This window comes from Bradyrhizobium sp. CIR48, assembly GCF_014198315.1.
Classification (GTDB): domain Bacteria; phylum Pseudomonadota; class Alphaproteobacteria; order Rhizobiales; family Xanthobacteraceae; genus Bradyrhizobium.
The window spans coordinates 799,938-823,541 of record NZ_JACIHG010000001.1 but is presented as its reverse complement, the minus strand read 5'-3'; the positions used below and the strand labels follow the sequence as shown (position 1 = coordinate 823,541).

Sequence of the window (23,604 nt, the reverse complement as noted above, 5' to 3'; positions counted from 1 at the left end):
AATCTATGTTGAGCACGAGCCCGCTGGCAGTGATGCCGGCGGGCCTTCCAGGCGCCTTGGGCGCTGACCTCACCAGTGCGCCGTGATCATCCCCATTCCGTAGGCATAGTACATGAGAGCGGCTCCGAAGCCGGCGATGTAGGCACAGAGACGAAATCCGTCCATCGTTTGACCTCCATGAGGGGCGGGTTGCCCCGACGAGGCATTGTGCCCGTCCGGCCAGTAAGCTCAAAGCTCCGCCTTAGGGGCTCTGCGGAGTGCATCGGATGCCGCGCGGTAGCGATCCGCCAAGCCGAGTAGGGCCTCACGCTCCTCCACAGTTTGGCTGTCGATGGCCCACGCGCGCGCGGTTTGCTCGAGCCGGTCATATTCCTGTAGAAGGGTGCAAGCCTGTGTGGGCTTAAGTGTGGGTAAGAACTGCAGATTGCTAAAAATCCTCGAGAAAACGGCCAGTCTGAGGGGACACCCCTTCCGCCAGTCTATCCGAACGGGGTCTCTCGGTCGGGCTTTCCCGAGCAGGTGATCGGTGGACCAGGCGTTAAATCCGGACGGGCTCGGCAAGCTCAAGCTCCGCATTCAGGCGTTGCGCGCCAAGACCATCGCCAATGGCTGTACCGAGGACGAGGCGCTGTCTGCCGCCGCCAAGGTTGCCGAACTGCTGGATCGCCACGATTTGTCGCTCTCCGACGTCGAGCTGCGCGCCTCGCCGTGCGAACGGAGGGTCTTTGGGACCCATCGCAAGAAGCGAATTCCGCTCGACGACTGCATCGGCGCGATCGCTCATTTCTGCGATTGCCGGGTCTGGCGCGAGAAGAACCCCGCCGGCGAGAACATCTATGTGTTCTTCGGTCTCGGCGCCGATGTCGAGGTCGCGCATTACCTGGCCGAGCTGATCGACGGCGCCGTGCGCGCCGAACTTGGGCGCTTCAAGACCTCGGTCGACTACGCCCGGTTCCGGCACCAAGAGCGGTATCTGGCCAATGCTTCCTTCGCCCTCGGGATGGTGGCGTCGATCGCGGACAGGCTGGTGGCAATCAAGGCCAGTCGCGATCAGGTCAACGAAGGCACCGGCCGCGGGCTGGTGGTCCTCAAGACCTCGGTGGTCGATGCAGAATTCGACAAGCTCGACCTCAAGCTCCGGACCCAGCGCAGCACCGGACGGATGGTGTCGATGACGGCCTATGAAGCCGGTGGCGACGCCGGAGCGTCGCTAGCCATTCATTCCGGCCTTGGTAGAGCGCGGTCAGGGGCCACTGCCAAAGGAAGCTGAGCGCATCAGGGCGCGTGAGCTACGCCGTGCCACACGTGCCCTACGCCCGTCTTTTTCGAGTGGGCAGCCTTGGCAAACCGAAAACCTCAGCTCTTCGGACCGCCACCCTTCAGCGCGTTCCAGGCGGCCTGGTTCGCTTGATCGAACGCCTTCCGGGACTCGGCGAGCGCCTCGCTCAGGACCGTCCAGGATTCGCTGCCGGCCTGCTTCAGCTTCTGCAGACGCGCTTCGGCTTCGGACGCATCGGATTTCATCTGCTTGAGCGCGGCATCGACATCGACGGTGCGGGCTGCGGTCACTTTACCCGCGGCCTCGCGGAATTTGTCCGCCGCTTCGCGCCAGGCCTTGGCTTGGGCCGCTGCGACGTCCTTGAAAGTGGCTTGCTGCTGCTCCAACTGTTTGCCGGCGCCTTCGAAGTAGGTTTTCACTTGGGCCTCGAATCCAGCCCACTGCTTTTCCAAATCGGCCTTGGCGTCCGTCCAGGCGGCTTCACCTGCTTCCGCCTGGGTCTTGAGCATCGCCTGAAACGCGTCACGGCGCGTCGTTAGATCGGACAGAAGTTGATCCGTCTTCACCTTGGACTCGGCCTTGGCCTGACCTGCCTTGACCTCGAACGAGGCCAATGCGGCGTCCATCTCGTCGATCCGCTCCTTGGCCCAATTGAGGTAGAAGTGCATGCTGCTCTGCTGTGACATGGCCGTCTCCATCTGCTTTCCGACGTGAGGTTCCCAGAGCTTCGGCCTGCTCGTATTGACCTGTCTCAATGATGTTGTGGTCTCACGAAATTGCGACGGCGCACAGCGCAGACTCAGTGCCTGGCAACCTCGACCCCCTGGATTCGTGGAACCCCTTGAGCATTCAGCGCGTTTAGACGCGAATGCAAATTGCGAGGTCCACCTGCTTCACAGCTCATCGACCCTGATCCCCGGCAATACCGTCTGGCGGCGGTGCAAAGCGCGGCGCGTGGCGGTTCTGAACGATGCTGCCGCTTATTTCGCGGCCCTGCGCGAGGCGCTGCTCGCGGCGCAGGATCTCGTCTACATCGTCGGGTGGGATATCCATAGCGAGACCAGGCTGGTCGGATCGTCGGGGCGGGCGGATGACGGCTTGCCGGAACAGCTCGGCCCATTTCTGCGCGCCCTCGTTCACCGCCGGCCGGACCTGCGGATCAACATTCTGGTCTGGGACTTCGTCTCGTTCTACGCCTCCGAACGGGAATGGAATTCCGCGGCCAAATTCACCGCCGACACGGACGGCCGCGTCCGATTTCATCTGGATTCCACGCTTCCGTTCGGCTCGGCCCAGCACCAGAAGATCGTCTCTATCGACGGTTCACTGGCGTTCGTCGGCGGGCTCGATCTGACGATCAGACGCTGGGACACGAGCGATCATCGCGTCGATCACGAACTGCGCTGCGACCCCCAGGGCAAGCCATACCCGCCGTTTCATGATGTTCAATGCGTGGTCGACGGGGATGCTGCCGCCTCGCTGTTCGAACTCGCCGAGGAGCGCTGGCGTGCGGCAGGCCAACAGATGCAGGATCGGCATGCGCAAAAGAGTATGCGCTGGCCGTCGCATGTGCCGGTCGAGGCTGAGCTCATGCCGGTTGGGATCGCCCGGACCGAGGTGGTCTGTCCTGCAGGTTCGACCATCAGGGAGGTCGAACGCTCCTTGATTGCAGCGATCCGGTCCGCGACGAGCTTCATCTACATCGAGAACCAGTTCACCAGCGCGATCAAGATCGCGCGGGAGTTGGCGGAGCAGATGCAGCGCGTGCCGTCGCTCCGGGTTCTGGTCGTCGCTCCAAAACTGCATTCCTCGTGGCTGGAATCCCAGGCCATGCAGAACGGCCGTGGCGCGTTCATCGACTGCTTCAGCGAGGCTGGCGTGGCAGATCGCATCCGTTTCGTCTACCCGGTCACACGAGAGGGAGACACGGAAGCGGCCGTGATGGTGCACAGCAAGCTCATGATCGTCGATGACAGGATCTTGAGGATAGGCTCGGCCAATTTGAACAACCGGTCGATGGGCGCCGACAGCGAATGTGATCTGATTTTTGAAGCCGCATCCGACGAACATCGGGAGTCCGTCGCTTCAGTTCGGCGTCGCCTGATAGCCCATTTTTGTGGCCTCGACGAACGGAGCGTCAGGCAAAACGACGATCGTCTTCTTGCTCTTATGGACGAGGTGTCGAAAGCCGACGGCCCGAAGACGCTGCGGGCAGTGGAAGCCTCAGTCCTGACCAGCACTCTGGCCACGATGGTTCAGCCGGTGGCGGACCCTGAGCGGCCCCTTCATCTCGAGCGGGCGGCATCGCGCATGTGGAGCACGAAGACCGTCATCGGGATCGTATCGATCGCCGTGGCGCTTTTTGGCTTGGCAATAGCCTGGTCGTACACTTCCTTGAGCGATTTGGCCGACACGGGCCGCGTCTCGAATTTGCTGTCGACTTACTCCCAATCCGTCTGGGGGCCGCCACTCGCAATCGCGGCTTTTGTCGTCGGCGGGCTGGTGGTGTTTCCGGTGCTCGTGCTCATTGCAGCAACGGCTGCCGCGCTTGGGCCATGGCTGGGTTTCGCCACGGCGATCGCCGGCGTCTTGCTCAGCGCCTTCATCCTTTTCGTGATCGGGCGGGCCCTCGGACGGCAGCGGCTCCAGCAGTTGCTCGGACGACGCGCCGCGCGGATCCAGGATCGCGTTGTCGGCAAGGGCGTCCTGGCTGTCGTCGTCATCCGGATGATTCCCATCGCACCGTTCTCGGTCGTGAATGTCGTGGCTGGCGCGAGCACGCTGCCTTTACGCGACTTCCTGCTCGGAACCTTGCTTGGCATGACGCCCGGTATTCTTGCCATGGCCGTGCTGGGGGCTCAGATCGCGGATTTGGCCCGCAATGCATCCTGGAGCAGCATGTTGCTGTTGGTGCTGGCGTTCCTGGGCTGGCTCGGCGTTTGCGCAGGCGCGCAATTCCTCGCGACCTGGCTCGCCGGGAGGCGCTGATGGCGCCGGTGCGTTTCATGACGTGGAATGTGCACGGCACGTTCAATCTCAATCCGAAGTTCGATCTGGAGGGGGTCTGCTCCATCCTTCGCAAATGGGCTCCTGATGTCGTCGCGCTTCAGGAGGTGGATTCGCGATCGAGGTCCGACGATCCGTTTGCGAAGCTGGCGAGTGTCGTCGGCGATCACCGCGTTCACGCCAAGTCGATTGTCACCGCGGATGGCGACTACGGTCAGATGCTCCTGAGCCGCTTTCCGTTCTCCGGGGTGCCCGAAATCGTCGACGTGTCGTATCGGGAGCGCGAGCCGCGCAGGGCCATTGCCGCTGGCCTCCTGACGCCGGTCGGTGACGTGCGCGTGGTTGCCACGCATCTCGGCCTGAGCATCCACGAGCGGCATGCCCAGGCACAAACCCTGGTGAGCCTGGTGAAACCCGGGAGGACCGTCGTCCTCGGCGATTTCAACGATTGGTTTTGGGTCAAGTCGGTGCGGCGCGTGCTCGCGCAGGCCTGCCCCAACCGTACGCGGCTGCGCACCTTCCCATCGCGCTTGCCCCTGATGCGGCTCGACCGGATTTATGCGACCTCTGATAGCCGGATCGCGAAAGTCTGGACCGACACGGAGGCGAGGGCGTTCTCGGACCACCTGCCCGTCATCGCCGAGGTTGATATCCAGGGGCCTTCGAGAGCCTAGAAAAAGCTTTATTCTACAACGGCATAGCTACTATGCATGGGGTTGTTTTTCGATATTTGTTGGGGCGGCGTTCGGGCGGGGCGGACCGCTCGAGTTCCAATTTGCAGGGCCGCCGGGTCCGCCCAGTGGAACCCTTTCGCCGGGTCCGCGTTGTCCCCGCATGACTGAAGACCTTTCCTTCCGACGCAAACCCCTGACCCCCGAGCAGCGCCAGGCGCGCGATGCGGCACGCCGGATCGAGGCCGAAAAGGCCATGCGCGACCATGAAGAGGCGCAGAAGGCGTTTTACGCCAACAAGGAGCGGCTGAAGGCCGAACGGCTGGCGCGCGAGGCGGCGGCGGCGAAGGCCTGATCCAGCGCGGGTCCCGCCCGCAATCTTCTGACGCGATCTGTCCGGGCGATGCCGCCGGCTAGTGCCGTTTCGGCGTCCGCGTCGCGCTCCAAGCCAGCCTCAGCGCCTGGACGGCCCCTGTGAACGCGCCGCGGGGCGATTGCGCCTCGATGGCTTCGGCTGCGATGCGGCAATCGTCGGCGACCTTGAGCAGCCCGCTTTTCGCGAGGTCCATGGTGGAGAGGGCGGCCTGCTCCAGGCAAACCCGTTCAAGCCGTCGAAACTCCCGCAGCTCTTTGTTCATGCGTCAGCTCTCGGTATGCCCCAAGCCATGCGGCGCTGAGTCTGCTTAACGATCAGTAAAGGATCTCTGCCTAGCCGAGCCGGCTGGCGCCGGGCTTGTGCGGGCCATGCACGCGCCCGGCGCGGGGGCGCATCGGCAGGCTTGACGGCGTTTGGCTTCCGCCGGAAGCTTCAACTGATCCGAACTGACGTGAAGCACGGGAGACGTTCGCCCCCAGCCAGTCCGACACCCATCAGCGAAAAGCGCAAATGGAGCTGACCATGACCACGTTCGACAAGCGCGAGCAGGGCTTTGAGGCCAAGTTCGTCCATGACGAGGAATTCATGTTCAAGGCCACCGCCCGGTCCAACAAGCTGCTCGGGCTTTGGGCTGCAGGCCAGCTCGGGCTGAGCGGCGATGCCGCGGCAAGCTACGCCACCACGTTGGTGACGGACCATCTGGAGAGCCGGGCGATCGCCGATGTCGTAGACAAGGTGTCAGGCGATCTTGCCGCCAAGGGCATCGCGCGTGAGCAGGTCGCGCTGAAGCTTCAGGAGTGCCTGCACCAGGCGTTGGCGCAGCTCGAAGTGGACAAGCAATAAGGCCGACGTTGGTAACCTCACTCCGCCTGCTTGTGCGTGCCGGAGTCACCGAGCCTGTCGACATAGGCAATGCCGATCGCCGAAACGACGAAGGTGAGGTGGATCAGCACCTGCCACATCACGCCGGTCTCGGTGAAGCCGGCGCGGTTCGAGCCGAGATTGCCGGCCTCGATGAAGGTGCGCAGCAGCGCGATCGAGGAGATGCCGATGATGGCCATGGCGAGCTTGATCTTGAGCACGCTCGCATTGACGTGGCCGAGCCATTCCGGCTCGTCGGGATGGCCCTGCAGGTCGAGCCGCGAGACGAACGTCTCGTAGCCGCCGACGATCACCATCACGAGCAGGTTGGAGATCATCACGACGTCGATCAGCGCCAGCACACTCATCATGATCTGCTGCTCGGTGAGGTCGAGGGCGTGCCAGGAGAGGTGCCAGAGCTCTTTCAGGAACAGCGCGATGTAGACGCATTGCGCCACGATCAGTCCGAGATAGAGCGGCAGTTGCAGCCAGCGCGAGCCGAAGATGATCATCGGCAGCAGGCCGAGGCGCGGCGAGGGCGAACGAGGTTCGGATTGGGGTGAAGGCTCAACCGACATTCAGGCTGCATCCTCGCAATCGAAACGATCGCTTTCATCTAGCCCGACAACATGGCCGGCGGAAGACGCGCCGCACGTCCCGCCATCGGCTGATCGCGCCATTTCGTGCTAGCGTGCCGAACGGCCATCGCGCGACGGTGTGGATCGGGAGGCGGGGAGTGACGAGGAGCGGCTTTCGCAGATGGTCCGGCGGCATCGCGCTTGCCGGCGCGATCATGATTGGCGCGGGCACCGCGGAGGTCTCGGCGACACCGCTGACGCCGTTTCGCTACGAGGCGCAGGCGCAGCGTCATTGCCCGCACGACAAGGTGGTCTGGCTCGACTTCCGGAAGGGCATCTACTACCGCAAGGGTCAGAAGCGGTACGGCCAGGGGTTCGACGGCAGCTTCGTCTGCCTGAACGAGGCCCGTGACAGCCGCTATCGCCGCTCCCTGCTGGGTCTGCGCTGAGTGGCGCGTGACGCCGGCTATTTCTGCGCCGGCAGCCTGACCGGCACGTGCGGGGAGGTGCTGATGACCCGGGGGCTTCCGTCCGGATAGGTGCGGTCGCCGCGGATCAGGGATTCCAGGACCAGGAAGAATTTCTCGGCAAGCATTTGTGTCACCCTCGTTGGTGATGGCCTCTGGAAATGAGTCGAGGCACCGAACGCGGGAATTCAATCAACAGATTGGGAGCGGGACATCGGCGCATGATGCGCCGCGGTGGAGCTGTGCTGGAGGGTAACGAAGCGGGGCTCAGGCGAACGCCAGTGCCACCAGGCTCGAGCAGAGCAGAACCAAGCCGCCGGCGGTCAATGCCAGGAAGCCGTCAGATACCAGGTCATGGTTACGCATGTGACACCTGCCGCTCTCGTTTTCGATGCTCGCTCGGATCGATCAAAATTGTCCGAACGCGCCGCTTGAAAGAGGTGATGCTTGCCGTCTGCGCGAGTGCCGTTAGGCCCTCGTGCGGTAACCTTCAAACGCATGGGCCAGGAAGATCCCCGCGCTTACCAGACCCATCAGTGCCGAAACCGTCTCGATCATCGTTAAATTCCAAATCCCGCCCTTGCATCCGAGAGAACGCGTGCGGCCTTGCACAGTCAAAAGAATTCCAGTGAAGGCAGCGACAATGGGGGTGGAGTGAGGATTCGGCGCAACAGAATGTCCAGCCGTGGCACAGGGTTGGCGCCATCGCTCCGTAGAACAACGGAAAAATGCGAACGTCTCGTTTACCATCCCGGCGGGATCGCTGTGGGCTCCCCATTTCCGCCGTGTTCGGGTTGCGTTATCGTTACCGCATCCGACGCGGTGGTGGGCCGCCTCGGATTAAAGGACCGGACAGCGCTCCCCGTAGCCAAAGCGGGGTGGGTACGCTTCCGGCAAAGTGGTATTTGGGGCGCATGGGGATCCGACGGTCAGATTCGGTTTTGCGGGCCGCGCGTGGTGCTGCGGCGGTCGCGGCCTGCGTTGCGCTGGCCAATTGCGCCTCCTCCAACAAATTCGCCAGCCGCGTCGATCCGAAATACGGCGTGTCCTCGAGCCCCCGGGTCGTGGCGTTCGGGGACCCGGTCCCGAAGGGCGGCGGCACCTACCGCGTCGGCAAGCCCTATGTCGTGGCCGGCCGGACCTACGTGCCCGAGGAGGACGTCAACTACCGCGCCGAGGGCATGGCGTCCTGGTACGGCGATGACTTCCACGGCCGCCTGACCGCCAATGGCGAAGTGTTCGACATGACCTCGCTGACCGCGGCGCATCCGACCCTGCCGATGCCGTCCTATGCGCGGGTGACCAATGTCTCGAACGGCAAGTCGCTGATCGTGCGCGTCAATGACCGCGGCCCCTATCACGGCAACCGCCTCATCGATGTCTCGAACAAGGCCGCCGAACTGCTTGAATTCAAAGGCAACGGCGTCGCCAAGGTCCGCGTCGAATATGTCGGCCGGGCGCCGCTCGAAGGCTCCGACGACCGCCAGCTTCTGGCGACGCTGCGCACCGGCGTTCCGGCGCCGTCGCCATCGATGGTCCGGGTCGCCTCGGCCAAGCCTTTCGTGCCGGAATTGCCGGGATCGAGCCGCGGTGCCATTCGCGGCGACGTGCCGATGCCGGAGGGGCGGCCCTATAATCTCGGCACCACCTCCGCCGACATGGCCTCGCTCAATGCGACCTCGGAAATGTCGGCCTCGAGCCGCGGCCGGGGCCGGGCGGTCCACAACGCGCGCGCCGTTTCCTATGACGCGGACGGCCGCTACGCGGCGGAGAACGCGCCGTCATCGGCCGACGGGGCCGCCGAGGCCCGCAGCATCCTGAGCGGCCGCGGGCTCTATTAGGCTGCGCTTTCCTTCAGGAATTGCACCAGCGCCGCGTTCACCTCGTCGGGCCGTTCCTGCTGCACCCAATGGCCGGCGCCCTCGATGATCAGCTTCTGCTTCAGATTGGGCAGCACGCGCTCGAGCTCGTTGACGCGCTTGGCACCGATCAGGCCGGTGATGACGGCGTCCCTGGAGCCGGCGATGAACAGCGAGGGCTGATGGATCTGCGCGTCCTGCCAGGGCGCCGTCAGCTCCCAATTGCGGTCGATGTTGCGGTACCAGTTCAGCCCGCCGCGAAAGCCGGACTTGCGGAAGCTCTCGGTGAAATAGGCGAGGTCGGCCTCGCCGAGCCAGCCGGGCAGCGGCTCCTCGGTGGTGGCGTGGCTGAGAAAGCCCTTGCCCTCCTGCACGAACATGGCGGCAGTGGGATCGGCAAGGCCGCGTCCGCCGAGCACGATGCGCATGGTGCGGGCGACGTCTCGTTCCAGCTCGGCCTCGGCGACGCCGGGCGCCTGGAAGTACTGCCAGTAGAAATTGGTGACGCCGCCCTGGCGCAAGAGGTCAAGCGGCTTGCCGCGGCCGCGGAACGGCGGCGGCACGCTGAGGCCCGCGACCGCCGTGAAGATGTCCGGCCGGAACAGCGCCGCATGCCAGGCGACCGGTGCGCCCCAATCGTGGCCGACCACCATCGCCTTGGTCTCGCCGAGCGCCTGCACGAGACCGACCATGTCGCCGACCGTGTCGAAAATCGAGTAGGCCGCGACCTCAGACGGCGCGGCGCTCTGGCCGTAGCCGCGCATGTCGGGGGCGACGACGTGAAACCCGGCCACGGCCAGCGCGGGGATCTGGTGGCGCCAGGAATAGGACAGCTCCGGCCAGCCATGGCACAGCACGACCAGCGGACCCTGGCCGGCTTCGCGGATGAAGAGATCGATGCCGTTGGCCTTGATCACGCGGGTGGAGGACATCGCTTTTCCGCCTTGTTTCAGGGGTTTGGTCGAGAAACATAAGGCGCCACGATAGGGGCGCGGCGAGAATCGTGCAATCTCAGGGACAGGCGTCGAACCGCGTGTTGTTCGCATCTGTTCCAACTGTTAGAACGCCTCTCTCAGGGCTTCGCCATGGCATTTCGTCTTCCTTTGCTTCGTCGCAACCGGCTTACCGCCGGAACACTGGCGCGCGGGCTGGTCGCCGCGATTCTGGTGGCAGGCATCGGCTGGAGCGGGGCGCTTCTGGCCGCCAACCAAAGCATCCAGGGCGCCAAGAAGCCGGACGATGCCGGATTCGACGGCGATGCCCCGACCGCGATCCTGATCGAGGCCTCCTCAGGCAGCGTGCTGTTCGAGAAGAACGCCGACGAGCTGCGCGCGCCCTCCAGCATGATGAAGCTGATGACGGCGGAGGTCGTCTTCAATGCCATCAAGAAGGGCGACATCAAGCTGACCGACGAATACCGGATCAGCGAGAACGCCTGGCGCCGGGGAGGCGCGCCCTCCGGTGGCTCGACCATGTTCGCCGCCATCAACAGCAAGGTCTCGGTCGACGATCTCCTGCACGGCGCGATCATCCAGAGCGGCAACGATGCCTGTATCGCGCTCGCCGAGGCCATGGCGGGCAACGAGAAGATTTTCGCGGCGGACTTCATGACCAAGCGCGCCCGCGAGCTCGGCATGACCAAATCGACCTTCGGCAACTCCAACGGTTTGCCCGACCCCGCCAACAAGATGACGGTGCGCGAGCTTGGCATGCTCGCCCGGCACATCATCCTGGACTTTCCGGAGTTCTACAAACTGTTCGGCGAGAAAGAGTACACTTGGAACAAGATCCGCCAGCCCAACCGCAATCCGCTGCTCAATTCGATGGAAGGCGCTGACGGCCTGAAGACCGGCTATACCAAGGAGGGCGGCTACGGCATGGTCGGCTCGGCGGTGCAGAACGGCACGCGGCTGATTGTCGTCGTCAACGGACTGGAAGACCCCGAGGATCGCGCGACGGAAGCCAAGAAAATGCTGGAATGGGGTTTCCGCAATTTCGAGACCCGCACGCTGATCGCGGCCGAGCAGCCCGTCGGCTACGCCAAGGTGTTCGGCGGCGAGAGCCGTTCGGTCAAGCTCGTCGCCAAGACTCCGGTGAAGGTGATGGTGCACAAGAACGGCAGCGACAAGCTGATTGCGCGCGTCGTCTATAGCGGTCCGGTGCGGGCGCCGGTCGAGGCCGGCCAACGGGTCGGCGTGGTCAAGGTCTGGCGCAGCGGCAACATCGCGGTGGAGACGCCGGTCTATGCGGCGGAAGCGATCGGCACTGGCTCGACCGTGCGACGCGCGATCGACGGCGCCAGCGAGCTCGTGATCGGCATGTTCCGCGCAGGCGCCGAGAAGCTCTGACATGAGTGAGAGCGCGCTACAGCGGCCGTCCGGACGCGGACGCTTCGTCACCTTTGAAGGCGGCGAGGGCACGGGCAAGTCGACCCAGATCAAGAAGCTTGCCGACCGCCTCAAGGCGGCAAAGCTCCGCATCCGCGTCACGCGCGAGCCGGGCGGCTCGCCGGGCGCGGAGATCATGCGTCATCTGGTGCTGTCGGGCATGGGCAAGCTGCTCGGCCCCGAGGCGGAAACGCTGCTGTTCGCCGCCGCGCGCGATGACCATGTCCGCACCGTGATCCTGCCTGCGCTCAACCAGGGCACCTGGGTGCTGTGCGACCGCTTCGCCGACTCGACGCGGGCCTATCAGGGCAGCCTCGGCCAGGTGCCTGAGGGCCTGATCAACGCGATGCAGCGGGTCACGATCGGCGATCTCAAGCCGGACCTCACCATCATTCTCGATCTGCCGGTCGAGATCGGCCTGCAACGCGCCGCCGCGCGCCGCGGCAACAGCACGCCCGACCGGTTCGAAGGCGAGAAGCTCGGTTTTCACCAGGGCCTGCGCGAGGCCTATCGCAAGATTGCCGAGGACGATCCCGCACGCTGCGTGCTGATCGACGCCAATTCCGACCCTGACACGGTCGCAGGCCGTGTCTGGACGGCGCTGCGCGATCGTCTCCTTCCCACACCAGCCTCGGTGGTTTCCGTATGAGCCCGCGTCAGACCGAGCGCGAAACCGCCATTCCGCACCCGCGCGAGACATCGAAACTGTTCGGTCATCGCGAAGCCGAGACCGCGCTGTTGACGGCCTATCGCAGCGGCCGCATCCCTCACGCCTGGCTGATCGGCGGGCCGCAGGGCATCGGCAAGGCGACCCTGGCCTATCGCATGGCGCGCTTCGTGCTCGCCCATGGCCAGCCGCTGGCGGAAGCCGTGCTGCGCGCCGAAGACCTCGCGATCGATCCCGATGACGCCGTGGCGCGGCAGGTGGCGGCCGGCTCGCATGGCGGCCTACTGACGCTGGAGCGTACCGCCAACGATCGCGGCGTGATGCGCACCGTGATCACCGTGGACGAGACGCGCGAGACCATCGGCTTCTTCGGCTCGACTGCCGCGGCCGAAGGCTGGCGCGTCTGCATCGTCGACACCGTCGACGAGCTCAATCCGAACGCGGCCAACGCGCTGCTGAAAATCCTCGAGGAACCGCCGCAGCAATCGCTGTTCCTTTTGGTCAGCCACGCGCCCGCGCGCGTGCTCGCCACCATCCAGTCGCGCTGCCGCAAGCTGCGCCTGCGGCCGCTCGCCACCGATGATTTGATTGGCGCTGCGGCTTCGGCCGCCGATCTCGATCCGAGCGATCCCGCGCTGCGCGAGGCCGCGGAGGCCTCCGAGGGCAGCGTTGCAAGGGCGCTGACGCTGCTCGGCGGTGATGCGCTCAAGCTCCAGCAACGCACGGCGGCGCTGCTCGCGCGCCTGCCGCAGGTCGATCCGCGCGAATTGCACACGCTCGGCGATTCGCTTCCCACCAGCGACCGCGTCGCGCTCGCCGCCTTCATTGATGGCATCGATCGCTGGATCGCGGAACGTCTGCATGCGGACGAGGCCAATGCCAACCAGAACCTGCCGCGCCTTGCGCGCCTAGCTGAGGTATGGGAAAAGATCGTCCGCGCCGCGCGCGACACCGAAACCTATAATCTGGAGCGCAAGCCCTTGGTGTTCTCGGTGTTCGGCTGGCTGGCGGACGCAACGCGCTAAAGCATGATCCGGAAAAGTGCGCAGCGGTTTTCCGAAAGATCATGCGCAAATCAATAATCGAACTCAGGTTCGTTTCCAGATTTCGAGAAGCCGGTAAAGGAATTCGTCGTGGCAACGCGAGCTAAGAAAACTGCTAAAGACAAGGGCCGCAACAAGGCTGCGAAGAAAGCCGCAAAGAAGGCCGTGAAGGCGCGTGCGAAGGCCAACGCCAAGGCGGCCAAGAAAGTCAAGAAGACCAAGAAGGCCCCGGCCAAGAAGGGCGCGAAGAAGAGCACCGTGAAGACGGCAAAGAAGGCGGTCAAGAAGGCTGCGAAGAAGCCGGCCGTCGCCAAGAAGCCAGCTAACAAATCAGCCAAGAAATCCGCCAAGAAATCCGCCAAGGCTCCCGCAAAGACGGTGGCCAAGAAGGCGAGGGTGGTCGCGCCTGTGATCGCAGCGCCGGCCCCCGCCGCCACGCTGCCGAAGGTTGTCAAGCCGAAGGCACCCCGCGCGCCGAAGCCCGCTGCGGCTCCGCAAGCCGCAACGCCCGCAGCCACACCAAAGGCTGCGGCGCCCGTGGCCGCGCCCGCGCGCGACAATGTCTTCTACATCACGACAGCGATCGCCTATCCCAATGGCAGTCCGCATATCGGCCACGCCTATGAAGCGATCGCGACCGACGTGCTGGCACGCTTTGCGCGGCTCGACGGCAAGGACGTGTTCTTCCTGACCGGCACCGACGAGCACGGCCAGAAGATGGTGCAGACGGCGGCCGGCGAGAACATGGCCGTCTCAGCGCTCGCGGCCCGCAATGCCGGTCGCTTCAAGGAGATGGACGAGCGTCTGAACGTGTCGTTCGACCGCTTCATCCGCACCACCGAGGAGCAGCATCATCGCTCCAGCCAGGAGATCTGGCGGCGCATGGAAGCGAACGGCGATATCTATGCCGACATCTATGCCGGCTGGTATTCCGTGCGGGACGAGGCGTATTACGCCGAGGATGAGACGCGCTTGAACGATGACGGCGTCCGGCTGGGCCCGCAGGGCACGCCGGTCGAATGGGTCGAGGAGAAGAGCTATTTCTTCCGGCTGTCGGCATACCAGGACAAGCTGTTGAAGCTCTATGCGGATCAGCCTGACTTCATCGGGCCGGACTCCCGCAAGAACGAGGTGGTGAGCTTCGTCAGAGGCGGCCTGCGTGATCTCTCGATCTCGCGCACCACCTTCGATTGGGGCGTCAAGGTGCCTGGTGACGAAGAGCACGTGATGTATGTCTGGGTCGACGCGCTGACCAACTACATCACCGGCGTCGGCTTCCCCGATGAGAACGACGGAAACTGGCGTTATTGGCCGGCCGACGTGCACATCATCGGCAAGGACATCATCCGATTCCACGCGGTGTATTGGCCGGCGTTCCTGCTGTCGGCCGGGATTCCGCTGCCGAAGCGCGTCTATGCCCACGGCTTCCTGTTCAGCAGGGGCGAGAAGATGTCGAAGTCGGTCGGCAACGTCGTCGATCCCTTCAATCTTGCCGACCAGTACGGCGTCGATCAGGTGCGCTATTTCTTCCTGCGCGAGGTGCCGTTCGGACAGGACGGCAACTACAATCACGAGGCCATCGTGGCGCGCATCAACGCCGATCTCGCCAACGATCTCGGCAACCTCGCGCAGCGTTCGCTGTCGATGATCGCCAAGCAACTCGGCGGCGTGCTGCCCGAGCCCGGCGAATTCAGCGACAACGACAAGGCAATCCTGGCGATGGCCGACGGCATGGTCGCCGCATCGCGCGAGGCCATGGCAATGCAGCAGATCCATCACTGGCTCAACGCCGTCTGGGCCGTGGTCGCGGAGGCCAACCGCTATTTCGCGGGCGAGGCGCCGTGGGCGCTCGCCAAGACCGACCCGGCCAGGCAGAAGACGGTGCTCTACGTCACCGCCGAAGTCGTGCGCCAGATCGCGATCCTGGCGCAGCCCGCGATGCCGACCGCCTCGGGATTGCTGCTCGACAGCCTCGGCATCCCGGACGGGGAGCGCAACTTCGCCATGCTCGGCGGTGCCAAGCGCATCGCGCCCGGCTCGACCCTGCCGGCGCCGACGCCGGCGTTCCCGCGCTACATCGAGCCAGCAGCCTAGGACGTTTGCGCGATGCTGGTCGACAGCCACTGCCATCTGGATTTTCCGGACTTTGCGGAAGATCTCGACGGGATCGTATCGCGGGCCCGCGCGGCCGGCATCGGCCGCATGGTCACGATCTCGACCCGGGTGCGGAAGCTCGATCAGCTTCTGGCCATCACTGAGCGCTATGAGGACGTCTACTGCTCGGTCGGCACTCATCCGCACAATGCGGATGAGGAGGACGGTATCGCATCGGATGAGCTGGTTGCGCTGACGGAGCATCCCAAGGTCGTCGCGCTTGGCGAAGCCGGGCTCGACTATTTTTACGACAACGGCTCGCCAGAGGCGCAGGCGAGGGGCTTTCGCGCCCACATCGCCGCCGCCCGCACCACCGGCCTGCCGCTGGTGATCCACACCCGCGAAGCCGACGAGGACTGCGCACGCATCCTGGAGGAGGAGGCGGCCAAGGGCGCGTTTCGCGCCGTGCTGCATTGCTACACCGGCGGACGCGAGCTGGCGCTGAAGGCGGTGTCGCTCGGGCTCTATATCGGTTTCACGGGCATCCTGACCTTCAAGAAATCAGAGACCTTGCGGGCGCTGGCGGCCGAACTGCCGGCCGATCGCATCCTGGTCGAAACGGACTCGCCCTATCTTGCGCCCGGCAAGTTCCGGGGAAAACGCAACGAGCCCGCTTTTGTGGTCGAGGTCGCCAAAGTGCTGGCCGAGACGCGCGGCGTATCGTTTGACGAGATCTCGCGCCAGACCAGCGAGAACTTCTTCCGCCTGTTCTCGAAGGTGAAAGCTTGAAACCGGGAGCCGCATGACGCTGACGCTGACGATCCTGGGCTGCGGCTCCTCCGCCGGCGTGCCGCGCCCGGCGCTGGGCTGGGGCGCCTGCGATCCCAACAATCCCAAGAACCGCCGCCGCCGCTGTTCGCTACTGGTCGAGCGGAAGTCCGAGCACGGCACCACGCGCATCGTGATCGACACCTCGCCGGACCTGCGCGAGCAACTGCTCTCGACCAATGTCGATCACATCGACGCGGTGTTCCTGACCCATGAGCACGCCGATCAGACCCACGGCATGGACGATCTGCGTTCGGTCGTGATGCACATGCGCCGTCGTATCCCGACCTATTTCAACCTGTCGACCGCCAAGGACATCATGGCGCGGTTCTCGTATTGCTTCATCTCGCCGGAGGGCAGCGACTATCCGCCGATCCTAACGCGGCATTCGATCGAGGCGGGCGAAAGCCAGACCATTCTGGGGAAGGGCGGCGCGGTGACGATGACAGCCTTCCTGGTGCAGCACGGCGCCATTCCCGCGCTCGGCTATCGTATCGGCGATGCGGCCTACACACCCGACCTCAACGACATCCCGCGCGAGAGCTGGGGCGCGCTGGAGAATCTTGACCTCTGGATCGTCGACGGCCTCCGCTACACCAACCATGTCAGCCATTTCAGCATCAACGATGCGTTGTCCTGGATCGAACGGTTCAAGCCGAAGCGCGCGGTCATCACCAACATGACGGCCGATGTCGATTACGAAGTCATCCGGCAATCGCTGCCCGCGGGCGTCATGCCCGCATTTGACGGGCTGCGGCTCGAGACGCACTGAACCTGCGGTAGAAACTCCCGCCACAAGCAGGCATAGTCCTTGCTTGCATCGGTTGCATCATGTTGATCTAACGTCTGAAAGACAGACGCTGGGCAAGGGCGATATTGAAGAGGATCGGCGGCTAGCGATATGTGACCGCCGGGTCGACTGAATCGCCTCATGTGAGATGAGGATCGCGTGGCAGGGGACGAAGTAACGGCCGGAGGACTGGTGCGCCGAGCGCTGGATCTCCTTTATCTCGGGGCAGGCTACGCCGCCGGCGTCTTCCTGGTTGCGATCTTTGCAATCATGATGGCCATGTCGGTCGGGCGCCAGTTTGCGATCAACATTCCCGCCGGGGATGATTTCGCGTCCTGGTGCATGGCCGCGATGGCGTTCCTCGGCCTCGCGCATACCTTCAAGCGCGGAGAGATGATCCGCGTCGGCCTGCTGCTGGAACGCCTGCATGGTCGGACCAAGCAGATCGCGGAGATCGTGGCCCTCGGTATCGCCACCGCCTTCATTCTCTATTTCACCCGCTATGCCGTGCAGATGACCTACGATTCTTGGCGCTTCAACGATGTGGCGCAGGGCGTCGTCCCGCTTCCGCTCTGGATTCCGCAGCTCGGTTTCGCCGGCGGTCTTGCCATCCTGTCGATCGCGTTGATCGATGAGATGGTCAATGTCGTCAGCGGCAATCGGCCGAGCTACGAGAAGGGCTCGCCGGACGAAACGCCGGAAGAATTCGTCGAGCGCATCTCGCAGGGCGGCGGAGGTTGACCATGGCCAATCTCGGCATGATCGAGCTGTCGTTCGTCCTGCTCGGCGTCATGATCCTGCTGCTGGGAAGCGGCATCTGGATCGCGGTGTCGCTCGGGCTCGTCGGCTTCGTGGCAATGGCACTGACGACCAGCTTGCCGCTCGGCGCCGTGCTCGCCACCACCACCTGGAGCGCCAGCGCGTCGTGGACGCTGGCTGCGCTGCCGCTGTTCATCTGGATGGGCGAAATTCTCTTCCGTACCAAATTGTCGGAAGAAATGTTTCGGGGCTTGTCGCCCTGGGTTCAGTGGCTGCCGGGACGTCTGACCCACGTCAACGTGATCGGCTGCGGCATCTTCGCGGCGGTGTCGGGGTCTTCGGCAGCGACCTGCGCGACCATCGGCAAGATCGCGCTGCCCGAACTCGACAAGCGTGGATACGACAAGGGCTTGAGCCTGGGCTCCCTCGCCGGCTCGGGCACGCTCGGCCTCCTGATTCCACCCTCGATCCCGATGGTGGTCTACGCGGTCACGGCGAATGTCTCCGTGCTGCAGGTGTTCCTCGGCGGCTTCCTGCCGGGCGTACTCGTGATGGCGCTCTATTCGGGCTACATCATCATCTGGTCGCTGCTCAATCCCAAGAAGGTTCCGCCGCGCGATCCGCCGATGCCATTCCGACAGAAGCTGCGGGAGTCGGCAAAGCTCGCGCCCTGTATGCTCCTGATCATGGCGGTCTTCTTCTCGCTGGTGCTGGGCTTTGCCACCGCCACGGAATGCGCGGCATGGGGCGTCACGGGCGCGTTGCTGCTGGCCTGGTGGAGCGGCACGCTCACGCGCAAGAACTTTCTCGAGAGCATCATGAGCGCGACGCGCCTGACCTGCATGATCATGCTGATCCTGGCAGGCGCGGCCTACACCACGGCTGCGATGGCCTATACGGGCATTCCGGCCGCACTCGCCACCTGGGTCCAGGGGCAGCAGCTCACGCCGAGCATGCTCGCGCTGTATCTGAGCATCATGTACATCATCCTCGGCTGCCTGATCGACGGCATCTCGATGATCGTGCTGACCGCCGTCATCGTGCTGCCGATGGTCAGGCAGGCCGGACTCGATCTGGTCTGGTTTGGCGTCTACCTAATCATCCACGTCGAGATGGCGCAGATCACGCCGCCGGTCGGGTTCAATCTGTTCGTGCTGCAGAACATGAGCGGGCGCGACACGTTCACCGTTGCGCGGGCGGCGTTTCCGTTCTTCATCCTGCTGCTGGCCGCCGTCTTCATCATCACGGAGTATCCGCAGATCGTGATGTTCCTGCCCAAGCTCGCCTTCCCAGACTGAGCGTACCGGTGTTTAAATTGACTGTGAGGAGAAGCCTGATGATGTCTCGTTTGTTTCGCGCATTCTTGACCGCCGGCGTGGTCGTGGCCGCGACACCCGCTTTGGCTCAGACCAAATGGAATCTGCCGGCAGCGTATCCCGCCGATAATCCGCACTCCGAAAACCTGGTCGCCTTCGCCAAGGATGTCGAAGCCGCCACGTCCGGGAAGCTCCTGATCACGGTCCATCCCGGCGCCTCGCTGTTCAAGGCACCCGACATCAAGCGCGCAGTGGTGACCGGGCAGGCGCAGATGGGCGAAGTGCTGCTCTCGATCCACGAGAACGAAGATCCGTTGTTCGGCGTCGACGTCGTGCCGTTCCTGGCGACCAGCTTCCCTGACGCAATGAAGCTGTATCAGGCCTCCAAGCCTGCAATCGCCAAGAAGCTCGATGCGCAGGGTCTCAAGCTGCTGTTCGTGGTGCCCTGGGCGCCGCAGGGCGTCTATGTCAACAAGCCGCTCGCATCGATCGAAGACATGAAGGGCCTGAAATGGCGGGCCTATAACGTCGGCACCGCGCGCATCGGCGAGCTGGTCGGCGCGCAGTCGGTCACGATCCAGGCGGCGGAACTGCCGCAGGCGCTTGCCACTGGCGTGGTGAATTCCTTCATGTCCTCGGGCGGCACGGGCTACGACGCGAAGGCCTGGGAGTCGCTGAAGTATTTCTACGACGTGCAGGCTTGGATCCCGAAGGACTACACCTTCGTCAACAAGGCCGCGTTCGAGGCGCTCGACAAGCCGACCCAGGAAGCCATCCTCAAGGCGGCGGCAACGGCGGAAACCCGCGGCTGGAAGGCCTGGCAGGACAAGAGCACGTGGTATCTCGATCAGCTCAAGGCGAAAGGCATGAACGTCGAGCCGCCGAGCCCGGCGTTGAAGGCCGGCTTCCAGAAAATCGGCGAACAGCTCACGGCCGACTGGCTCAAGAAGGCAGGGGCCGATGGTCAGGCGGTCGTCGAGGCCTACAAGAAGATGTGAGGACTGATGTCTTCCGCCCGCCACGTGTTCGTGCGGGCGGAAGACTCTCAGACGATGTTCAGGCCGTAATCGCCTTCACTGATCCCACTTCGTTGCGCAGCAGGAATTTTTGAATCTTGCCCGTGGACGTTTTCGGGATAGGTCCGAACACGACGGCTTTCGGCGTCTTGAAGCCCGACATGTGGCTGCGGCAGAACGCGATGATGTCGGCTTCGCTGGCGCTGGCGCCGTCCTTCAGTTCGACGAAGGCGCAAGGCACTTCGCCCCATTTCGGATCGGGCTTTGCGACCACGGCGGCGAACAGCACGGCCGGGTGCTTGTAGAGGATGTCCTCGACCTCGACGGAGGAGATGTTCTCGCCGCCGGAAATGATGATGTCCTTGGAGCGGTCCTTGATGATGACGTAGCCGTGTTCGTCGAGCACGCCGAGATCGCCGGTGTGAAACCAGCCGCCCTCGAAAGCTTCCCTGGTCGCCTTCTCGTTCTTCAGGTAGCCCTTCATCACGATGTTGCCGCGGAACATGACCTCGCCGATGGTCTCGCCGTCGCGCGGCACCTCTTGCATCGTCTTCGGATCGATGACGGTGACGCCTTCCTCGAGCGGGTAGGGCACGCCCTGCCGGCGCTTCATGCGTGCGCGTTCGGCGGGCGGAAGCTTGTCCCAGCCGGGCTGCTCGGCGCAGACGGAGGCGGGGCCGTAGACCTCGGTCAGGCCGTAGACATGGGTCAGCTTGATGCCGATGCTTTCGGCGCCTTCGAGCACCGCGACCGGCGGCGCGGCGCCGGCGATCAGGCCGACGACGCGGCGGGCCGCGTTGCCTTTGGGCGCATCGGGCGCGTTGATCAGCGTGTTATAGACGATCGGCGCGCCGCACATGTGGGTGACGCCGTGCTGCTTGATCAGCTCGAAGATCCTGGTCGGCTCGACCTTGCGCAGGCAGACATTGATGCCGGCGGATGCCGCGATGGTCCAGGGAAAGCACCAGCCGTTGCAGTGGAACATCGGCAGCGTCCAGAGATAGACCGGATGCTGGCCGAGATTGCCGGCAAGGATGTTGCTGACGGCGTTGAGATAGGCGCCGCGATGATGGGTGACGACGCCCTTGGGATTTCCGGTCGTGCCCGAGGTGTAGCTCAGCGCGATCGCGTCCCACTCGTCCTGCGGCAGGATCGCCGTGAACGCAGGATCGCCTTCCGCGACCGCTGCTTCATATTCGATCTCGCCGATGCGACCGCCGCCTTTGAACGATGCGTCGTCGACGTCGACCACGAACGGCTTGGGGCCAGTCATCTGCGCCAGCGCATCGCTGATCACGCCCGAAAACTCGGGATCGACCAGGATGATTTTGGCGCCGCCATGGTCGAGCTGGAATGCGATCGAAGGCGCATCGAGGCGGATGTTGAGCGCGTTGAGCACAGCGCCGGTCATCGGCACGGCAAAATGCGCCTCGTTCATCGCAGGAATGTTCGGCAGCATCGCCGCCACGGTATCGCCGACGCCAATGCCCTTGCGCGCGAGCCAGGACGCAAAACGCTTGCAGCGCTCATAGGTCTCCGCCCAGGTGAAGCTGCGGCCCTCATACACCGTGCTGACATGATCGGGATAGACGGCGGCGCTGCGCGCGAGGAAGCTTAAGGGGCTCAGCGGCACGTAATTGGCGGGCGTCTTGTCGAGGCCGATATTGTACTGGTTCTGCCGCTCACTCATCGACACCCTCCGTCAAACGCCTCAAAGGAATCCGATCGAGATCCACGGGAAGATCGCGACGATGATCAATCCCACCAGCAGCGCCAGCAGATAGCCCCAGATCGGGCGGATGCCCTCGGCCGGATCGACGCGTCCGATGGCGCAGGCGGCATAATAGCCGACGCCGAAGGGCGGGGCGAATAGTCCGATTCCCATAGCGAGAATGATCACCATGGCGTAGTGCACCTCGTGCACGCCGACGGCCCGGGCGATCGGAAACAGCAGCGGCCCGAACAGCACGATCGCCGGGATGCCCTCCAGCACGCTGCCGAGGATGGTGAAGGCCAGGATCGAGACGGCGATGAAGGTCGCCGCTCCCCCGGGCAATCCGGTCATGGCCGCCGCCAGCGAGCGCGAGAAGCCTGATTGGGTCAGGCCCCAGGCCATGCCGGTTGCCGTGCCGATGATCAGCAGAATGGCGCCCGACAGCGCCGCGGTCTCGACCAGCATCGGAAACAGCCGCGACCAGTCGAAGCGGCGGTAGACGAGGAGGCCGACCAGGGCGCCATAGACGATGCCGATGGTGGAGACCTCGGTCGCGGTCGCGATGCCCTCGACCACGGCGTAGCGGATCACGAAGGGCAGTGCGAGCGCGGGCAGGGCGATGACGAAGGTCTTGCCGATCTCGCCACCGCTGGCGCGGCGCACGTGACTCATGTCCTCGTGGCGATAGCGCCACCACACCAGCATGCAGAGCGTGATCGCGAGCACGACGCCGGGCAGCAGGCCGCCGGTGAAGAGCGCGGCGATCGACACGCCGGTGACGGAGCCGATCGTGATCAGCACGAGGCTCGGCGGAATGGTCTCGGTCTGGGCTCCGGTGGCTGCAAGAAGCGCGACGAGATCGCCGGGCTTGGCGCCGCGCTGTTTCATCTCCGGAAACAGCACGGGCGCGACGGCCGCCATATCCGCGGCCTTGGCGCCTGATATGCCCGAGACCAGGTACATGGCGCCGACCAGCACGTAGTGCAGGCCGCCGCGGACATGGCCGAACAGGCTCGCCAGGAACGCCACCATGGCCCGCGCCATGCCGGTCATCTCGATCAGCAGCCCCAGGAACACGAACAACGGCACCGAGAGCAGGATGAGGTGGCTCATGCCCTCGTCCATCCGCCCGACCAGCACCATGACAGGCGTGCGCGTGGTCAGCGCGAGATAGCCGAAGATCGCAAGGCCGAACCCGAACGCAATGGGAACGCCGGCGAACACGCAGAAGCCGGCGACGCCGACGAAGAAGATGACGAGGTTGAGATTGCCGAGCGGCCGCAGCAACGGCTCCGCCAGCCAGAACAGGCCGATGATGACGGCAACGCTGACGACGGCGGCTGCGACCATCCGGTAATCGGCCGCGCGCAGCAGCCGCAGCAAGGCAAAGGCCGCCATCAGCCCGATGCCGGCCGGCAGCGCGGCGGCGCGCCACATATTGGAGATCTGCAGCGCCGGCGTCGTGATGTAGCTTTCCTCATAGGCGTAGTCGCAGGCGGGCCAGACGATCAGGACCAGGAATGCCAGCGCCGCTGAGGTCGCGACCAGATCGAGATAGGCCCGCATCGCAGGCTTGGCGCTGGCGACGACCGCCGTCATGCGCATGTGCTCGGAGCGGCGGAACGCAACCGCCGCGCCCAGCATGGCGAGCCACAGGAACAGGATCGAGGCGAGCTCGTCCGACCAGATCAGCGGCCGGTGCAGGCCGTAGCGCGCGACCACGCCGGCAAACAGGATCACGATCTCGGCGACGACCAGGATCGCCGCCGGGATTTCGACGACGAGACCGAGCGCGCGCTCGAGCGAACCCAGCAACGAAGGTCGGCGAGGGGACTGAAACGCCGCCTCGCCCACCACTGCGGTCACCTCGACCTCGACATGAGCCATGATGGC

23 protein-coding genes are annotated in these 23,604 nt (G+C 64.4%); 16 read left to right on the top strand and 7 right to left on the bottom strand.

Going from position 1 to position 23,604, the window contains the following annotated elements:
• Positions 1–526 precede the first annotated feature (526 nt).
• On the top strand, positions 527–1,270 hold the full coding sequence (locus GGD66_RS04015) for a DUF2786 domain-containing protein (RefSeq protein ID WP_183256928.1): 744 nt from the start codon (positions 527–529) through the stop codon (positions 1,268–1,270).
• Positions 1,271–1,356: 86 nt separating this feature from the next.
• Here the strand turns inward: GGD66_RS04015 and GGD66_RS04010 are convergent, their stop codons facing one another.
• Complete coding sequence (locus GGD66_RS04010) at positions 1,357–1,965, bottom strand: hypothetical protein (RefSeq protein ID WP_143109063.1); 609 nt, start codon at positions 1,963–1,965, stop codon at positions 1,357–1,359.
• Between the two features lie 268 nt (positions 1,966–2,233).
• Here GGD66_RS04010 and GGD66_RS04005 point away from each other — a divergent pair, with 268 nt between their 5' ends.
• The 3 genes from GGD66_RS04005 to GGD66_RS03995 all read left to right on the top strand — a co-directional run bounded on the left by GGD66_RS04005 (position 2,234) and on the right by GGD66_RS03995 (position 5,311).
• A complete protein-coding gene (locus tag GGD66_RS04005; protein WP_092258128.1) occupies positions 2,234–4,267 on the top strand; it encodes a VTT domain-containing protein in 2,034 nt (677 codons plus the stop codon).
• Positions 4,267–4,959: an endonuclease/exonuclease/phosphatase family protein gene (locus GGD66_RS04000; protein ID WP_092258131.1), complete on the top strand. Its 693-nt coding sequence runs from the start codon at positions 4,267–4,269 to the stop codon at positions 4,957–4,959. Before GGD66_RS04005 ends, GGD66_RS04000 begins: the two co-directional genes overlap by 1 nt.
• A 160-nt stretch (positions 4,960–5,119) precedes the next feature.
• Positions 5,120–5,311 (top strand): hypothetical protein, encoded by a 192-nt coding sequence (locus GGD66_RS03995; RefSeq protein ID WP_018320485.1) that lies wholly within the window; start codon positions 5,120–5,122, stop codon positions 5,309–5,311.
• Between the two features lie 58 nt (positions 5,312–5,369).
• Here the strand turns inward: GGD66_RS03995 and GGD66_RS03990 are convergent, their stop codons facing one another.
• Complete coding sequence (locus tag GGD66_RS03990) at positions 5,370–5,594, bottom strand: hypothetical protein (RefSeq protein WP_092258134.1); 225 nt, start codon at positions 5,592–5,594, stop codon at positions 5,370–5,372.
• Between the two features lie 260 nt (positions 5,595–5,854).
• Here GGD66_RS03990 and GGD66_RS03985 point away from each other — a divergent pair, with 260 nt between their 5' ends.
• A complete protein-coding gene (locus GGD66_RS03985) occupies positions 5,855–6,175 on the top strand; it encodes a DUF1476 domain-containing protein (RefSeq protein WP_038970337.1) in 321 nt (106 codons plus the stop codon).
• Between the two features lie 17 nt (positions 6,176–6,192).
• Here the strand turns inward: GGD66_RS03985 and GGD66_RS03980 are convergent, their stop codons facing one another.
• The gene (locus tag GGD66_RS03980) at positions 6,193–6,771 is read right to left on the bottom strand and encodes a TIGR00645 family protein (RefSeq protein ID WP_183256927.1); all 579 of its coding nucleotides are present in this window, start codon (positions 6,769–6,771) and stop codon (positions 6,193–6,195) included.
• 158 nt (positions 6,772–6,929) lie between these two features.
• Between GGD66_RS03980 and GGD66_RS03975 the strand changes: the two genes are divergently transcribed.
• Complete coding sequence (locus tag GGD66_RS03975; protein WP_092258140.1) at positions 6,930–7,220, top strand: hypothetical protein; 291 nt, start codon at positions 6,930–6,932, stop codon at positions 7,218–7,220.
• 17 nt (positions 7,221–7,237) lie between these two features.
• Here the strand turns inward: GGD66_RS03975 and GGD66_RS41970 are convergent, their stop codons facing one another.
• Positions 7,238–7,366 (bottom strand): hypothetical protein, encoded by a 129-nt coding sequence (locus tag GGD66_RS41970; protein WP_018320480.1) that lies wholly within the window; start codon positions 7,364–7,366, stop codon positions 7,238–7,240.
• A gap of 786 nt (positions 7,367–8,152) precedes the next feature.
• On the opposite strand from GGD66_RS41970, the gene GGD66_RS03970 reads away from it, so the two are divergent.
• Positions 8,153–9,079, top strand: a complete 927-nt coding sequence (locus GGD66_RS03970) for a septal ring lytic transglycosylase RlpA family protein (protein ID WP_049814989.1) — start codon at positions 8,153–8,155, stop codon at positions 9,077–9,079.
• Here the strand turns inward: GGD66_RS03970 and GGD66_RS03965 are convergent.
• A complete protein-coding gene (locus GGD66_RS03965) occupies positions 9,076–10,029 on the bottom strand; it encodes an alpha/beta fold hydrolase (protein ID WP_183256926.1) in 954 nt (317 codons plus the stop codon). The two genes, GGD66_RS03970 and GGD66_RS03965, sit on opposite strands and share 4 nt — an antisense overlap.
• 153 nt (positions 10,030–10,182) lie before the next feature.
• On the opposite strand from GGD66_RS03965, the gene GGD66_RS03960 reads away from it, so the two are divergent.
• From GGD66_RS03960 to GGD66_RS03920, 9 genes are all read left to right on the top strand, one after another.
• The gene (locus GGD66_RS03960) at positions 10,183–11,445 is read left to right on the top strand and encodes a D-alanyl-D-alanine carboxypeptidase family protein (protein WP_183256925.1); all 1,263 of its coding nucleotides are present in this window, start codon (positions 10,183–10,185) and stop codon (positions 11,443–11,445) included.
• Position 11,446: 1 nt separating this feature from the next.
• Entirely contained in the window at positions 11,447–12,133 is a 687-nt protein-coding gene (tmk, locus tag GGD66_RS03955) for a dTMP kinase (protein WP_018320476.1), read from the top strand.
• Positions 12,130–13,176: a DNA polymerase III subunit delta' gene (locus GGD66_RS03950; RefSeq protein WP_183256924.1), complete on the top strand. Its 1,047-nt coding sequence runs from the start codon at positions 12,130–12,132 to the stop codon at positions 13,174–13,176. Before tmk ends, GGD66_RS03950 begins: the two co-directional genes overlap by 4 nt.
• A 108-nt stretch (positions 13,177–13,284) precedes the next feature.
• A complete protein-coding gene (gene metG, locus GGD66_RS03945) occupies positions 13,285–15,288 on the top strand; it encodes a methionine--tRNA ligase (protein WP_092258155.1) in 2,004 nt (667 codons plus the stop codon).
• 12 nt (positions 15,289–15,300) lie between these two features.
• Positions 15,301–16,077 carry a TatD family hydrolase gene (locus tag GGD66_RS03940; protein WP_092258158.1) on the top strand — a complete coding sequence of 259 codons (777 nt, stop codon included), beginning with the start codon at positions 15,301–15,303 and terminating at the stop codon, positions 16,075–16,077.
• Positions 16,078–16,090: 13 nt separating this feature from the next.
• A complete protein-coding gene (locus GGD66_RS03935; protein ID WP_183256923.1) occupies positions 16,091–16,888 on the top strand; it encodes an MBL fold metallo-hydrolase in 798 nt (265 codons plus the stop codon).
• A gap of 210 nt (positions 16,889–17,098) precedes the next feature.
• Entirely contained in the window at positions 17,099–17,647 is a 549-nt protein-coding gene (locus GGD66_RS03930; RefSeq protein ID WP_244550683.1) for a TRAP transporter small permease, read from the top strand.
• Positions 17,648–17,649: 2 nt separating this feature from the next.
• On the top strand, positions 17,650–18,963 hold the full coding sequence (locus GGD66_RS03925) for a TRAP transporter large permease (RefSeq protein ID WP_092258167.1): 1,314 nt from the start codon (positions 17,650–17,652) through the stop codon (positions 18,961–18,963).
• Between the two features lie 38 nt (positions 18,964–19,001).
• Positions 19,002–19,979, top strand: a complete 978-nt coding sequence (locus GGD66_RS03920) for a TRAP transporter substrate-binding protein (RefSeq protein WP_092258170.1) — start codon at positions 19,002–19,004, stop codon at positions 19,977–19,979.
• A 58-nt stretch (positions 19,980–20,037) separates the two neighbouring features.
• On the opposite strand, the gene GGD66_RS03915 is transcribed toward GGD66_RS03920, so the two are convergent.
• A complete protein-coding gene (locus GGD66_RS03915; RefSeq protein WP_183256922.1) occupies positions 20,038–21,687 on the bottom strand; it encodes an acyl-CoA synthetase in 1,650 nt (549 codons plus the stop codon).
• Between the two features lie 21 nt (positions 21,688–21,708).
• Positions 21,709–23,598, bottom strand: coding sequence for a TRAP transporter large permease subunit (locus tag GGD66_RS03910; RefSeq protein ID WP_183256921.1), 1,890 nt, complete (start codon positions 23,596–23,598; stop codon positions 21,709–21,711).
• Positions 23,599–23,604: the final 6 nt, after the last annotated feature.

Excerpts from the sequence above, each read along its gene's own strand:
- GGD66_RS03910 (WP_183256921.1), bottom strand. The coding sequence starts at position 23,598 with ATGGCTCATGTCGAGGTCGAGGTGACCGCAGTGGTGGGCGAGGCGGCG.
- GGD66_RS41970 (WP_018320480.1), bottom strand. The coding sequence starts at position 7,366 with ATGCTTGCCGAGAAATTCTTCCTGGTCCTGGAATCCCTGATCCGCGGC.
- GGD66_RS03950 (WP_183256924.1), top strand. The coding sequence starts at position 12,130 with ATGAGCCCGCGTCAGACCGAGCGCGAAACCGCCATTCCGCACCCGCGC.
- GGD66_RS03920 (WP_092258170.1), top strand. The coding sequence starts at position 19,002 with ATGATGTCTCGTTTGTTTCGCGCATTCTTGACCGCCGGCGTGGTCGTG.
- GGD66_RS04010 (WP_143109063.1), bottom strand. The coding sequence starts at position 1,965 with ATGTCACAGCAGAGCAGCATGCACTTCTACCTCAATTGGGCCAAGGAG.
- GGD66_RS03970 (WP_049814989.1), top strand. The coding sequence starts at position 8,153 with ATGGGGATCCGACGGTCAGATTCGGTTTTGCGGGCCGCGCGTGGTGCT.
- GGD66_RS03925 (WP_092258167.1), top strand. The coding sequence starts at position 17,650 with ATGGCCAATCTCGGCATGATCGAGCTGTCGTTCGTCCTGCTCGGCGTC.
- GGD66_RS03915 (WP_183256922.1), bottom strand. The coding sequence starts at position 21,687 with ATGAGTGAGCGGCAGAACCAGTACAATATCGGCCTCGACAAGACGCCC.
- GGD66_RS03980 (WP_183256927.1), bottom strand. The coding sequence starts at position 6,771 with ATGTCGGTTGAGCCTTCACCCCAATCCGAACCTCGTTCGCCCTCGCCG.
- GGD66_RS03990 (WP_092258134.1), bottom strand. The coding sequence starts at position 5,594 with ATGAACAAAGAGCTGCGGGAGTTTCGACGGCTTGAACGGGTTTGCCTG.
- GGD66_RS03960 (WP_183256925.1), top strand. The coding sequence starts at position 10,183 with ATGGCATTTCGTCTTCCTTTGCTTCGTCGCAACCGGCTTACCGCCGGA.
- GGD66_RS03935 (WP_183256923.1), top strand. The coding sequence starts at position 16,091 with ATGACGCTGACGCTGACGATCCTGGGCTGCGGCTCCTCCGCCGGCGTG.
- GGD66_RS03985 (WP_038970337.1), top strand. The coding sequence starts at position 5,855 with ATGACCACGTTCGACAAGCGCGAGCAGGGCTTTGAGGCCAAGTTCGTC.
- GGD66_RS03965 (WP_183256926.1), bottom strand. The coding sequence starts at position 10,029 with ATGTCCTCCACCCGCGTGATCAAGGCCAACGGCATCGATCTCTTCATC.
- tmk (WP_018320476.1), top strand. The coding sequence starts at position 11,447 with ATGAGTGAGAGCGCGCTACAGCGGCCGTCCGGACGCGGACGCTTCGTC.
- GGD66_RS03940 (WP_092258158.1), top strand. The coding sequence starts at position 15,301 with ATGCTGGTCGACAGCCACTGCCATCTGGATTTTCCGGACTTTGCGGAA.
- GGD66_RS04000 (WP_092258131.1), top strand. The coding sequence starts at position 4,267 with ATGGCGCCGGTGCGTTTCATGACGTGGAATGTGCACGGCACGTTCAAT.
- GGD66_RS03995 (WP_018320485.1), top strand. The coding sequence starts at position 5,120 with ATGACTGAAGACCTTTCCTTCCGACGCAAACCCCTGACCCCCGAGCAG.